Origin of the sequence: Natronolimnobius sp. AArcel1 (assembly GCF_011043775.1) — an archaeon.
Classification (GTDB): Archaea; Halobacteriota; Halobacteria; order Halobacteriales; family Natrialbaceae; genus Natronolimnobius.
The window spans coordinates 171085-185656 of record NZ_JAAKXY010000005.1; the positions used below are offsets into that span (position 1 = coordinate 171085).

Sequence of the window (14572 nt, forward strand, 5' to 3'; positions counted from 1 at the left end):
TCTCCAATAGGTATCTTAGGTACTTTTTCTTCTGTAGCTATTGTGTCTATTGCATCTAATATGGCTATTGTACGTGCTCTATCTATCTTTTTTATTTCTCCTCTTGCCCCTTCACAGCGCGCTTCTACTCGACTTCCTCATCTGCAATAGGTGGCTTGTACAACCCATCTATTTCACCTATTGTATCTTTGCTACCTAAGGTACCTACCGAAGTTAGCTGCGGTATTATTAAGTGGAACCAATCATATTCTGTTATTGTCCGTTGAAACAGGCATTTGTGGAATAATAGGTGCCTATTCAAACCCTAGCGGGCAGCGCCAACAATGTCAGCAGCAACTCCCCCACGCGCTGTGAGCGTGGTCATCCTGAAAGGCGGTGTCGGTAAATCAACGACCTCGATGAATCTTGCGCGTCAGCTCGCTGAACGCGGGCGGGTCCTGTTTGCAGACCTTGACCCAAATGGGCACGCAACGAACGGCTTGGGGTTCACCGAGGCTTACCAGGCGACGGTCAATCTTGGAGACGTAATTCTTGAGGGTGATGCCACACCACACGATTTGATTCAACCAACTGATCACGAGTTCGACCTCCTCCCATCATCGAATACACTCGAGGATGTCGAAAAGGATCTCGCGGGTGCAATGCAGGGGTCGGCACGAGTCAAGTCGAAGATTGTCGACCCATTGCTTGGTGAGGAATACGATTACGTCGTCTTTGATTGTCCAGCCTATCCGGGAATGTTAAACAACAACGCACTCGTCGCAACGGGGAACGTGATGATTCCGCTCGAGCCTGGTTCGAGTGCAATCGGTGGGTACAAGCGAACGATGGAGCGACTGATCGAACCAGCGCGTGAGTATATCGACGTCGACGTCCTTGCGGTTGTTCCAAACAAACTCTCGGATCGGATCGATCAACAGACCGAAGACCGTGAACTTCTCGAGAATCTCAACACGGCGACCTATGAGGTTAATCCTGGTCAGCCGCTTCAAGAGGCAGTCCCACCGTTTGCTCGGATCACGAGCGAAGAATTTGAGGCGATCGACGCTGGTGAAATGACGACACCGAAGCCAGGAATTCGGCATCGATCGGCACTGTCGCGGTCGCTTCAACACAACCAGCCGCTACAGGACTACGATCCCGAAAGTGACCAAATCGAGTATTACGAGGAACTCGCTGAAATCGTTGCGGGCGGAGGGATCGATCGATGAGCAATCCATTTGATGATCTCAAGAGTGATGACGACGACTCAGCGTCTGAGACTGACTCGAGTGCGTCGTCAGCGACTGACACTGCCGATGCGGAGTCAACAGACGACGCGTCGCCACCAACAGATGGACCGTCTGAATCTGAATCGCCAGCATCGTCGTCATCACCGTCACCATCGCCGTCGGTGCCGGAAGAGTCAACGCCTTCGCAGGATGAATCCACGAGCGTGGCTGCCGATAGTTCTGCTGACAACTCGTCGGAATCGTCACCAACAACTGAGACGGAAGATGAGGACACCGACGCGTCCGAGCCAGAGCCAGCCGAGACTGGTCCGGCGTTCGAGTACAGCGAAGTTCGGCAGAAACCCCTGTATGCACGTGATGAAACGTGGGACGAACTCGAGGATGAACTCGGCATTACAGTAATCCCGGAACTTCGTCGGATGGGAATTCGTGATGAGGAGACACGAGAAATTCACGATGCGGTCTTGAAAGTTGCAATCGAGCATAGTGACGAACTGCCGGATGCAATCGCGGACGTTCGTCGGCAGTCTGAGTAGTTGTCCCCGCCAGCGCGTTCGTGTACGCGTACTCTTATCGGCTCTCCGTACATCTGTACGACGGTGTCAGTAACACCACCTTCGGGACCGGACGCTACACTGTGGTACCGAGAACCAGCAAGCGGCCCCCTCGAGTCGTTGCCAGTCGGGAACGGACGACTTGGTGCGTTACTCACGGGAGACCCAGCATGTGAACAGATCGTATTGAATGAAGAGACGCTGTGGGCCGGCGATGGAAGTCCTCGATGGAACGATTCGGCAAATGAACAGCTATCTGCTGTTCGAGATCTTCTCTTTGACGGTGCCTACGAGGAAGCACAGGCTCTCGCTGATCGGCATCTCATGGGAGAGCCAGTTACACTGCACCCCTATCAGAAATTTGGTGAACTCACCCTCGAGTGTGGCCATGAGTCTGTCGAGGCCTATTGTCGGGAACTAAACCTCGAGACTGCAATTGCGACAACGACGTATACGGTTGATCAGGCAACAATCACACGTGAGTCGTTCGTCTCTGCTCCGGATGATATCATTGTCCTTCGAGTCGACTGTGATCAAGTCGGAGAACTCTCTGCATCGTTGTCGCTTGACCGTAGCCAAGACGCCCGAGCCACTGCAGTCGGCAACGAACTCATCCTCCGCGGACAGATCTTGAACCTGCCGCGATCTGAAGACGAACGCTACAGCAGAACCGTTGATGGGTGGGGCCTTCGGTTTGAGTCCTGCGCTCGTGTCTCTGTCGAGGGTGAGGCTGCGACAATTAGTACGGATGGAGACCAACTCCAGGTCGAGAACGCAGATTCGTTCTCTGTTCATATCGCTGCTGAAACTGACTTCCAGACGGAGGCGCCCACTGACGCATGCAGTACCACTCTGAACGCTGCCGAGCGCCCCTACGACGATATCCGGGCCGCACATATCGCTGAACACCGAGATCGGTTCTCTCGAGTGTCGCTAGATCTTGGTGACCCACCCGCAGAACCGACCGATGAGCGTCTCGAAGCCGTTACAACTGGCCGCGCCGATCCACATCTATCGGCGCTCTATTTTCAGTACGGGAGATATCTGCTTCTTGCAAGTTCCAGGCCGGGATGTCTCCCTGCGACGCTGCAAGGGATCTGGAACTGGGAGTTTGAACCACCTTGGAACTCCGGCTATACGACGAATATCAACCTCGAGATGAATTACTGGTTAGCAGAACCAGGGAATCTTCACGAGTGTGTTGAGCCACTTGTATCATTTACTGAATCACTCTCTGAAACCGGACACAAAACAGCACAAAAGCACTACGACTGTCGTGGCTGGGTCCTACATCACAATACTGACCTCTGGCGACATACCACTCCCGTTGATGGTGCCCAATGGGGCATGTGGCCAACAGGTGCTGCCTGGCTCTGTCGGCATCTGTGGGAGCGATATGAGTTTTCCAGAGACGAGACCTTCCTTCGTGAAACCGCGTACCCCGTTATGAAGGCAGCTGCTGAGTTTTTGGTCGACTTTTGCGTAAAAGACGACGGTGTCTACGTCACTGCTCCGTCTACCTCTCCCGAAAACCCGTATACTGCCCCTGATGGGAGCGAGGTTACGATTGCGATTGCCCCATCGATGGACACACAACTGATAACTGACCTTTTCTCTCACTGTATTGAGGCAACTGAAACCCTGGAGTGTGACTCACAGTTTGGTGCGACTCTCGAGTCGATGCTCGCTGATTTGCCACCGCTGCAGATCGGCGCACACGGCCAGTTACAGGAGTGGCGACACGACTATACGGAAGCTGAGCCTGGTCACCGACACATTTCTCATCTGTACGCTCACCATCCCGGTGACCAGATCACGCTCCGTGAGACACCAGCACTCGCAGATGCGGTACGCACGACACTCGAGCGTCGACTTGAACACGGTGGTGGACACACTGGATGGAGTCGCGCATGGCTAATCAATCAGTTTGCGCGACTCGAAGCGGGGGAGCACGCCCATGAACACCTGTTAGAACTGCTCGCTGGATCTACTGCCCCAAATCTGTTTGATCTGCACCCGCCCTTCCAGATTGACGGGAACTTCGGGGGTGCTGCGGGAATTCTCGAGATGCTGGTACAGAGTCACGCGGGTGAATTACACCTTCTTCCAGCACTTCCAGACGCGTGGGATGCTGGTTACATCGAAGGAATTCGTGCCCGTGGGGGCTTCGAGGTCGACCTTGAGTGGGATGATGGACGTATTCAATCCGCCCAGATCACATCTGAGTGTGGTGAGCACTTACGGGTCAGAACACGTACCGACTGCGATGTGTTCGTCGATGGCGACTCTGTTTCGCCGACCCGTCCCGAAACAGGCGTTGTTGCACTCGAGACTGGATGTGGCGAGACCGTGACGCTCCAGAGACGGTGATGTTCTTTCCCCGCCGGAACTGTCATGCGGTACACTTCTCACCAAATTAATCGCTCCCTTTATTATCTGTGTGCGAAAATAGATCGCTACATGGCCGATGCAACAGTAACTGTACATAGTGAAGCAGTTGTTGGACATATTAACCCTGAATTCCACGGGCACTTTTCAGAACACCTTGGACGGTGTGTTTACGAGGGTCTCTGGCACAGCGACAGCGCTGATGAGGATGGCTATCGTGAGGACGTTCTTGAACTGATCAAGGACCTCGATATTCCTGTTCTTCGATGGCCCGGTGGCTGTTTCGCTGATGACTATCATTGGGAGGATGGCGTTGGCCCACAAGAAGAGCGTCCACGGCGACGAAACCTCTTCTGGGCACAGGGTCCGGAGGAAGTTCCCGAAGAGTCCAACGCCTTTGGTACCGACGAATTCCTGCAGTTCTGTGAAGCGGTTGGCACGGAGCCGTATCTGGCTGCCAACGTTGGCTCTGGCGATCCACAGGAGGCTGCTGACTGGGTCGAATATTGTAACTACGACGGCAACACGGAACTCGCAAACCGCCGACGCGAGAACGGTCACGACGACCCCTACGAAGTGAAATTCTGGGGACTTGGAAACGAAAACTGGGGCTGTGGTGGCCGAATGAGTCCTGAACAGTACGCCCGCGAGTACCGGCGCTTTGCCACCTACGTTGGCACCCAGTCCGGACTGATGTTCGAGCACGACCTCGAGCTCATTGCCTGTGGCTTTGAACACCACGAGTGGAACCGCCGCTTCTTGGAGGAGATCGCAGACAGTTCGTGGGGCCCAGAGTTCCCGCTTGATCACCTTACCCTGCATCACTACTACGGCCAGACGATGACGGTCTCGGAGTCAGACGAAGATGACTACGATGCGTTCCTCGCTGATGCACTCGAGACTGACGGTCACATCGAAGCGATCGCCGGCGCAATTGACGCTATCGCGACGACCCGTGATATCGGTGTCATCGTCGACGAGTGGGGTGCCTGGCATCCCGAAGCAGTCTCGGAAAACGGCCTCGAGCAGCCAGGAACGGTTCTCGATGCACTCTCTGCAGCGGCTGTGCTCGACATTTTCAACGACCACAGTGACGTGGTGACGATGTCGAACATCGCACAGACGATCAACGTCCTGCAGTGTCTCGTCGAGACGAACGCGGACGACGCATGGGCACGCCCAACGTACCACGTGTTCGATTCCTATGCACCGCACAAGGGCAACGATGCGATTCAGACGACGGTCGATACGCCAGCCCGCGACCTCGAGGATGACCGCGAACTCCCACTCGTGCAGGGATCGGCGTCGACTGATGGTGAGGAGACGTTCATCTCGCTCACGAACCTCGATTGCCGTGACGAACAGACTGTTTCGGTGGCTGTCGAGGGCGAGGCACCAGAGTCGGTCGAGGCGACCCTGCTGTTTGGCGACCACGAGCCTAGCGCAACGGTTACTCCGGACAACGCCGCTGAGTTCGAACCGGAGACCACCGACGTCGATGTCGATGGGAACACGATCAGTGTTGATCTCCCACCAGCGACAGTCGCGACCCTGACACTCTCGTAACGACGGGAGTTCTCTGTTCGACCCCACTTTTATTTTCCGTGGCTTGAAACAGGCTCTCGAGCCGGTACCTTTGCGCTGCGTCCTAGACGTGCACAACTCCTCTTCATCATAATAATGATGATGAATAATCACATAGGTTTATTATCTGCTATGGAATAGCTACCCATGGCGAGGCGTGACAGATTAGCCATACAGTTCGGGCGTGTTACTGTATGGGCTGGCATACGACGCGGCCCTCGCTGGTGGCCACGGGAGTTCCATTCCAACTCCGGTGGCTATCGCCGCGTTTTCAACGGAAGCAGGATACCGAGTAACCTGTTGACCTGATCCACTCACAGAAAGAGATTTCCTACTTGATTTTCATTCAGAGGCATGGTCAACTTTTCCGAGGGGATAAGCGATGATTCTCTCCTTGCTTATTGCGTGGCTTTCGGGATTGTCATCGGTACGTCGCTCGGGTTTTTGACAGGATCGATCGCCGGTAATCCCTTTATCGGGCCGATGGGTCCCGCTATCGGCATTACTGTCGGTCTTGCAGCCTGGTTTCTGCTGTCTGAGAACACGAATACGAGTCGGTGACAGGCTGTTTTCTCGTACTGCTCGTACACGCCTATGGGTCCGGTGACCCGTCACTTTCTCTGTCTTCGTTACGCGTGCAGTTCGCTGACGTCGAAAACAGGCTTGCAGGTCTCGCCACCGAGGAACGCGGTGAATGCGTCGTCAGCCGACAGCAGCGAGTAGCGCTCGTCGATGAACGTTTCACAGTCGACGGCACCTGAGGCGATCAGGCGCAGCGAGCGCTCGAAGTCTTCGTACATCGAGGCGTACGAACACTGCAGGTCGATTTCAGCGCGCACGAGCGGCGAGTATTCCATTGTTGTTTCGCCGGTCTGGCCGACGAGGACGATCTGGCCGCCTTTACGGACTTCGTCGACGGCCATCGTCAACCCCGAGGGGTGGCCCGTCGTGTCGAAGACAACGTCGTAGCCGATGCCATCCGTTCGTTCGTCACGAATGGACTCGAGATCATCTTCGACGACGTTGATCGTATCGAAGCCGAACTCCTCGGCGAGTGGCAGTCGGTAGTTGGTATCCTGACCGACACCGGCGACGACGACTTCGCCGCCCTGTTCGCGGGCGATCTGTGCCGTGAGCTGACCGATTGGGCCGGGGCCAGCGACCAGTACGCGGTCGCCCGCGCCCACGCGTGAGTTCTCTATCACCGCTCGAGCGGCGATACTGGTGGGTTCGACGACGGCGGCGTTGCGAAGCGAGACATCATCGGGCACGGGATGGAGTGCGCGCTCGGGGACGGTGACGTACTGGGTGTAGGCACCGTGGTGGTCGACGCCGGTGATAACGGCGTTCTGGCAGACATTCTCTTCGCCGATTTTGCACTGATAACACTCGCCACAGCCGCGAATCGGACGTTCGACGATGCGGTCACCGACGGCGTACTCGCTGACGTTGTCGCCGGTGTCGACGACCGTTCCAGCGTACTCGTGACCGATAATCGTCGGCAGTTCCATGCGCTCGAAGGCGGATTTGAACTTGTAGATGCCTGCGTCGCTCCCGCACAATCCCGCGTGAGAGACTTCAATGAGCGCTTCGTCTGGTCCCGGTGCTGGCTTATCGACCTCGAGTAGTTCCATCGCCCCGTCCGTTCGGTCTGTTTTGGCAAGTCCTCGCATAGTCGATGTTCGTACAGTCATCGTATAAAATCCTCTGAAACGGATGCTGCTGAGGTGTATAGGTCCTGTCTCGTTTGGAATGGCCTGTTACTGTGTTTCTGAAGGAGAGATACTCGTCAAATCGTCCTTTCGTTCGCTATCGTTTACGTACTTATGTCTGTAAAAGACCGATCATTGGATATTCTTCCTCTCATTGAGAAATATAGTCGAAACTGTTGGTTCGTTTTGTTATTGAACACCCAGCGACCAGCGGCTATTGATCAAAAATATTAAAAACAGGTCCCACTCGTGCTTTGAACGGGATTAATTCCAGTCCAAATGTCTAGATAACAGAGTTCTGAAGGCCGCTAACCGCCACTTCGCACTGAATGTTTACTGAGATTAAACAGTTCCCAGAACATTTATAATACTCTATAATCAATGTCTCCTTGATGGTGGCTAACAAACACCGCAAGGATACTCTGTCACGAAGAACACTGTTGGCTGTTTCAGGAGCTGCTGGTGCAGCAGTACTCGCTGGATGCTTCGGTAGTAGCGACGATGACGATGACGATCCCACGGATCTTCTCGAAGATGATGGACTCGAGTCTATCATCGACGACGTCGATTTCAACGAAAATTACGAAGAAGAGTTCAATGAGGCTGTTCCCGCAGGAGCACTCAACCCGTACAATGATCAGTACCTCTTTAACCCATTCCACGTGAGCTGGAATGGTGGCGATGGCGGTCAAGAATTTACTAACGAGTACCTCGCAGTATACAACACGGAACTTGGGGAGTTCCTGCCACGGGTTGCTGAGTCGTGGGATATTGCTGATGACCTGACTACGACAATTTACTTCGAGGAAGATTACGCGTGGTCGGATGGGAGCGATATCACGGCACACGACTTCGAGACGCAAATGCGGATCAGCTCCTACATGGATATGGGGATGCAGACCTTCGTCGATCCCGACGAGGGCATCTACGCTGAGGATGATTACACGCTGGTCATCGAAACCCGCGACGAGTACAGTGATCTCGAGGATGAACTGTGGATGAACAACTGGGCAGAGACAATCCTGCAGGTCTCTAACGAGCAGTATGGTCATTTCATCGAAGCGTTTGAAAACGCTGATGACGAAGATGAGATGCAAAGCATCCGTGAAGATGTGCTCAATTTCGAGCCCAGCTGGGACCAAGCGCTCTTCTCAGGGCCATTCATCTTTGCCGAGGCAAACGAGCAGTTTGCGGATCAGGTTCCAAACCCTGGGCACCCGATTGCAAAAGATTGGGATTTCTACCTTCGAAACGGCGTGTACGAGGACGAAGAGGCCATCCAGTCTGGTGAGGGGACGTGGATCCACAACGATCCAACGATCGATGATATCCCAGATATCTACGAGGAACCGCCAGTGTCGTATTCCGGTCAGACGTTTGCGCTTATCTTTGGCGTTGAGGATGAGTACATCCGTGACTACCCCGAAGTTCGGCAGGCGATTGCCTACGCCATCGACATGGAAAACATCGCCCGGGTCACCTCACCAGGGACCCCCGTCGATGAGTACGCCAGTGGTATCGACGCGGGATATGTCGAGAACTTCGTCCACGACGACGTCCTCGAGGCGATGACAAACTACGCCCCAGAGGATACAGACACTGCCGCGGAACTCCTCGAGGAGGTCGGTTTCGAGAACGATGATGGTGAGTGGCTTACCCCTGATGGCGACACGTGGACGCTCAATTTCCCGGTTGGCGATTGGTTCGAGGACCACTCGGAGATGGTCTCGAACAACCTCTCGGAGTTTGGAATCGATATGGACTACTATGTCCAGGAGTTCCCAACGTGGCAGTCTGAGCACGAACAGAATCTGGATTACGATCTGATGCTTCAGTTGAATTACGGGATGGCGCGTGATTACCACCCATACTCTGATCTCGAAGAGGAGTTCAACAATCCAGACCGTGGACTGTTCACCGAGCGGACTGGTATCGTCGATGAGGAAGTCGAAGTCCCAGAAGTGGGCAACCCAGATGGCGACATGGTCACGTTCAATATCGAGGACGAACTCGAGGCCATGGCAACGGCCACGGACGAAGAAGAGCTCATGGAGCACACGTCCAATCTTGCGTGGGTGCACAACCAACTGCTTCCCGGTGCTCCAATGTTCCCGTGGAGTGAGCATTACTGGGTCAACGCAGGCGAGTGGGACTTCGATCTCGATTCAGACGATTGGACGACATCGAATCGTATCTCACACTACTTGCTCCAGAATGGCCTTCAGCCGGAGTGATCAACGCAGAGAGCTTGTGATTGGTCTACTCTGATCGGGTCTGGCATCACGTCGGTCGGTATTTTTTGGCTGCTGTGTCAGGATAGTGATCACTATCTTCCATAGCACTCCTTTGTATCTGTGCATGAGAATAGCTTTCTTTGTGAATACGGAGCTAGTATCCCTCTGTACTTCTCAGAACCCTTCAAAACTGACATATTGTCAGTAACATAGGTCTGTAACTGCTCTGTAGGACGTCAAACCCCCCAAAGGCTATCTGTGTGTTTAGCTATCATCGCTTACTCTGATTCAGGACGTACTCTTTAAATTCCGACTATGATGACTACTGTTCTGTAATTGTGAGGGGTATCTCTCTATTGGTGTAAAACGATTCATACAGATACCGAAACAACTGCTACGAGTCCCATCTGGATCGTATCCTCGTGGTTCCCACATCTTTTAATTCGGCTGGACAATCCCGAACGTACAGCCGTTGTACGGCCAAGTATGACTGTACACAAAAACGATGGAATCTGGTTTTGATTCGCTCAGGATCGAAAAACTTCCGTCTCTGGTGTAGGTGTGTGCGCTTTACCCTACCTGTCTAATTCACTGACTGTAACTGTTTCACTGTCGCTCTCCAATCTTGCTGTGGTTGCCTGTATCTCGAGAGTCCCGCTCTCACGACATGCACTGATGACGGCAATACAGGTCCCGCGGTAGGCCGAACGCGTTTCACCGACCCAGGATTCACCACTGTCGAAATTGCCGTTATCAACGCCAACGAGGTCGCCTGAACCGGAGACATCGAAGTGGATCTCGTGGGTCGCTCGTGGAATTCGGACACCGTTTTCGTCAGTGACTGTTGCACGAACATACACAAGATCGCGCCCATCTGGTTTGATCGATTCTCGGTCTGCCTCGAGTTCGATTCGCGCTGGCTCACCGGCAGTCTTGAGCGTGTGCTCGTCGACGATTTCGCCGTCTTCTTTCGCGACTGCGCGGAGCGTTCCCGGTTTGTACGGTACGTACCATTCCATCGGCCGCGCACCGAAGTCAGCGGTGTGTTGGATGCCGAGGCGCTCTCCGTTCTGATAGAGTTCGACGGACTCGGCGTTCGTGAAGGTGAATACGTTGACGAACCCGCGTGAATCCTCGCGGTCGGGGAAGTTCCAGTGTGCCGATAGCGGTGGCCAACTCCATGGCGGTCGTGCTGCGGGCCGGTCGCGTTTGTGATCGATTGCGGCAGCGAAGATCATCGGTTCGGAAGCCCATGCGGCCTGATGGAAGCGCCCAGAGGGTTTGATCGCCCCGGTGGTATCGATCAACCCGGTTGGCCACCCTTTACTCGGCCACTCGCGGGCTTCACCGAGATAATCGATCCCTGGCCAAATGAACTGCCCGCAGACGTCATCGTGATCTTCGACATCGTACCACGGGTTACGTGGAACGAACGCGAGCGGATCGTCACCGGAGCCACGGAAGAAGGGGCGACATTCAGAGCCGACGATCGGAATATCGATGCCTTCCTCGCGATAGTCGTCGTACCAGTGTTCCTGATAATTACAAGAAAGGATGTCGACGTGTTCGGCGACGCGTGCAATGTTCTCGATAACTCCTTCGGTCCCATCTCCCCAACCCGGGTTTCCGTACGTTACCGGCCGGGTCGGATCCATCTCACTTGCGGCCTCGGTGAGCATCGCGAGATCCTCGATCATCTCGTCTTCACCTTGATCGTAGTTTTCGTTTCCGACACTCCAACAGACAACCGACGGGTGATTGCGATCGCGGTCGATCATCGCTTTCAGATCCGCACGCCACCACTCGTCAAACCACTCGTCAACGCCTTCGTGGCGCCACTTATCGTACACCTCATCGATAACCAGAAAGCCCATTTCATCGCAGAGATCGAGGAGTTCGGTCTGGGGAGGGTTGTGTGCCGTCCGAATTGCATTACAGCCCAGTTCTTGGAGTGTTTCAAGACGGCGCTCGAGGGCCGGTTTTGTTACGGCGGCACCGAGACAGCCTGCACCGTGGTGGAGATTGACGCCTTTGAGATCGATAGACTCGTCGTTAAGAAAAAAGCCGGCATCGGTCGTCCACTCGAATGTTCGGATGCCAAACGGCGTCACGTAGTCATCGACGGGGTCATTTGCCCGGTAGACAACACTACGTGCAACATAGCGAGCTGGATCCGTGAGCGTCCACCGGTTAGGGTCAGCGATCGAAAATCGTTGTGTAACCTCACTGGTCTCGTCTCCTGCGAGGGATGCGCCAGTACGCACCGTTTCGACAACATCACCGTTCGGGTCGATAATATCGGTCTCGAGCGTGTACTCGATGGAACTTGAGGCCGTATTTTCAACCGTCGTTACGACCTGCAAGTCGGCTCGGTGGCTGTTGAGGGCGGTCGTCTGCACGTCAGTCCCGAACGGGGTAACGGCAAGTGAGTCGGTTTCAATCAGGTAGACGTCGCGATATATACCTGAGCCGGTGTACCAACGACTGTGTGGGTACTCGTCGTTGTCGACACGGACGGCGAGCGTTTCGCCGCCGCTGACATCGACCTCGGTGAGATCGTAGTGGACAGTTGAGTAGCCGTACGGTCGGTGACCGACGTGTTCACCATCGATGTAGACGTCGAAGTTTCGGTAGACACCGTCGAAACGGAGCGTCGCCTCGCCGCTAATTTCGTCGGGGAGTTCACGACGATACCAGCCGATGCCACCCGGCGCATACCCTTGTTGTTCGCCGCCAGGATTATCCTGGTCGAAGGGTCCCTCGATACTCCAGTCGTGCGGTATCTCGAGGTGGTCCCATCCAATCTCGTCGAGGCTTGGATCTGCGCCATTCTCGAGGTCGCCGGGGTGGAATCGCCACGCTGTCTCGAGTCGCCGCACTCGCCGCTGTTCTAGTGATGGACCGATATCTGTCAGCATTGGGTTCCCTGTTTCGCATCCCCCGTAACTAAACTTCCGGTTATTATTCTTTTCTCGCCATGTTTCTCCGACTGCGATCAGGAACATGTTGCTATCGCTGACTGTGAGCAGGCGCGGACGATTCGCTGTGGCCCTCGGTGCGTCGTCAGTTAGCCTCCCGTCTGTTATCGCGGTGAGAGTCCGTTCTCGAGCAGGTAGTGAATTTCGCGGTTCGTGTTTAGCCAGTCGTCCGATTCGATATCGAAGTCCCACTCGCCTGCATTGACCCAATAGTGTTCACTCCAGGGCATAATTGAGACGCCAGGCAGCAGGTAATTGTGCGCCCAGGCGAGTTCACTTGCATAATCCTGGAGTTCTTCCTCGCTCTGGGCCAGTCGCATCGCATCGAGTTCCTCGTCGAGATTCATCGTGATCATCTCACCGTCTGAATTCCCAACTTCGGGAACCTCAACTTCTTCATCGAAGAATCCGAGATCGTCGATTGCGTGTCGATCAGGGTGGCGGAACGCGCCATCTAAATCTGAGTACGGGTGGTAGCTTCCTGCCATCCCATAGTTAAGATGAACAGTCATATCGTACTCGAACGTTTGTGCGTGTTCTGACTCCCAGGTTGGGAACTCCGTAACGTAATAATCCATATCGATCCCAAACTCCGAGAGGTTGTTCGAGATAACCTGTGAGTGGTCCTCGAACCAATCTCCGACGGGGAAATTAATTGTCCACTCATCGCCATCAGGGGTGAACCACTGGCCATCATCCTGTTCAAACCCAACTTCTTCGAGTAGCTCCGTAGCCGTGTCTGTATCGTGCGGCGTGTAGTTTGTCATCGCCTCGAGGACGTCTTCGTCGACGAAATTCTCGACGTAGCCAGCATCGATGCCTGTCCCGTACTCGTCCAGTGGGGTCCCTGGTGAGGTTACGTCGACCAGGTTCTGCATATCGACTGCATACGAGAGTGCCTGTCGCACTTCGGGGTAGTCTCGGATATACTCGTCTTGTGACCCGAACAGAATCGCAAACGACTGCCCGGAGAACGACACCGGTGGCTCCTCATAAATATCCGGTAGATCCTCGAGTTGAGGCTCTGCGTGTTCCCAGTCCACTTCTCCTGCACGGAGTCCTTCTTCCCCCTCGTAAACACCCGTCCGAAGGTAGAAGTCCCACTCCTGTGCGATCGGATGTTCCGGGTTTGGAATCTGGTCTGAATATTGTTCGTTCGCTTCGACGTAGACGAACGGCCCCGAGTACAGCGCTTCGTTCCAACTCAACTCGAGTTCGATCAGGTCTTGTTGGACCGACTCTACCCCATCGTCATCATTGGCGTCTTCGAACCGCTCGACATACTGGCCGAATTGCTCTTCGGAGACGAACAGAATCGTTTCTGCCCATTGATTCATCCAGAGGCCTTCCTCGAGGTCGGTGAACTCGTCGTTGGGTTCAATGACGAACGTGTAGTCGCCCTCTGTATAAAACCCATCTTCAGGGTCGACGTAATCCTCTAATCCAACCTGCATGTAGGCGTCGAGTTTAAGTTGTGTCACGAGGTCGTTCGCCGTGATGTCGGTGCCGTTTGACCAAGCGTACTCGTCGCTGATCGTAACTGTTGTCGTGAGGTCATCGTCGACCTCCCAGTCCGCAGCGAGTCGCTGAACGAACTCGTCGGTTTCGGTATTGTAGACTGAGAGGTACTCATTGCCGAACAACTGGTCTACGTCACCAACGATGTGATAGGGGTTCCGAACGAACTCATCGTTGTAGGGATTCGCCGAGTCCGGAACCACTTGATGGAACTCGTCTTCGTAGTCTTCGTTGTAATCTACCTCGTCGAGAATATCTTCGTACTCATCGCCGTCGATGAGATCGGACGCATCGTCATCCCCACCACCGAAACAGCCTGCAAGCATCGTTGCACCGGCTGCCCCCGATAGTCCCAATAGTGTTCGTCGCGAG

The 14572-nt window shown here is 54.5% G+C and carries 8 protein-coding genes; 5 read left to right on the top strand and 3 right to left on the bottom strand.

What is annotated here, in order from left to right; all coding sequences use genetic code 11:
- Nucleotides 1-323: 323 nt before the first annotated feature.
- The 4 genes from G6M89_RS15935 (at nucleotide 324) to G6M89_RS15950 (ending at nucleotide 5740) form a co-directional block, all read left to right on the top strand.
- The gene (locus G6M89_RS15935) at nucleotides 324-1211 is read left to right on the top strand and encodes a ParA family protein (RefSeq protein ID WP_206335590.1); all 888 of its coding nucleotides are present in this window, start codon (nucleotides 324-326) and stop codon (nucleotides 1209-1211) included.
- Complete coding sequence (locus G6M89_RS15940) at nucleotides 1208-1768, top strand: hypothetical protein (protein WP_165162872.1); 561 nt, start codon at nucleotides 1208-1210, stop codon at nucleotides 1766-1768. Before G6M89_RS15935 ends, G6M89_RS15940 begins: the two co-directional genes overlap by 4 nt.
- Nucleotides 1769-1831: 63 nt before the next feature.
- Nucleotides 1832-4156, top strand: a complete 2325-nt coding sequence (locus G6M89_RS15945) for a glycoside hydrolase N-terminal domain-containing protein (RefSeq protein WP_165162873.1) — start codon at nucleotides 1832-1834, stop codon at nucleotides 4154-4156.
- A gap of 90 nt (nucleotides 4157-4246) precedes the next feature.
- Entirely contained in the window at nucleotides 4247-5740 is a 1494-nt protein-coding gene (locus G6M89_RS15950) for an alpha-N-arabinofuranosidase (protein WP_165162874.1), read from the top strand.
- Between the two features lie 647 nt (nucleotides 5741-6387).
- Here G6M89_RS15950 and G6M89_RS15955 read toward each other — a convergent pair.
- A complete protein-coding gene (locus G6M89_RS15955; RefSeq protein ID WP_165162875.1) occupies nucleotides 6388-7431 on the bottom strand; it encodes a zinc-binding dehydrogenase in 1044 nt (347 codons plus the stop codon).
- A 479-nt stretch (nucleotides 7432-7910) separates the two neighbouring features.
- Here G6M89_RS15955 and G6M89_RS15960 point away from each other — a divergent pair, with 479 nt between their 5' ends.
- Entirely contained in the window at nucleotides 7911-9704 is a 1794-nt protein-coding gene (locus G6M89_RS15960; RefSeq protein WP_241175382.1) for an ABC transporter substrate-binding protein, read from the top strand.
- 575 nt (nucleotides 9705-10279) lie between these two features.
- Here G6M89_RS15960 and G6M89_RS15965 read toward each other — a convergent pair.
- Both G6M89_RS15965 and G6M89_RS15970 read right to left on the bottom strand, forming a co-directional pair.
- A complete protein-coding gene (locus G6M89_RS15965) occupies nucleotides 10280-12622 on the bottom strand; it encodes a glycoside hydrolase family 2 TIM barrel-domain containing protein (RefSeq protein ID WP_165162877.1) in 2343 nt (780 codons plus the stop codon).
- Between the two features lie 164 nt (nucleotides 12623-12786).
- A complete protein-coding gene (locus G6M89_RS15970) occupies nucleotides 12787-14556 on the bottom strand; it encodes an ABC transporter substrate-binding protein (protein ID WP_241175383.1) in 1770 nt (589 codons plus the stop codon).
- Between the last annotated feature and the right edge of the window lie 16 nt (nucleotides 14557-14572).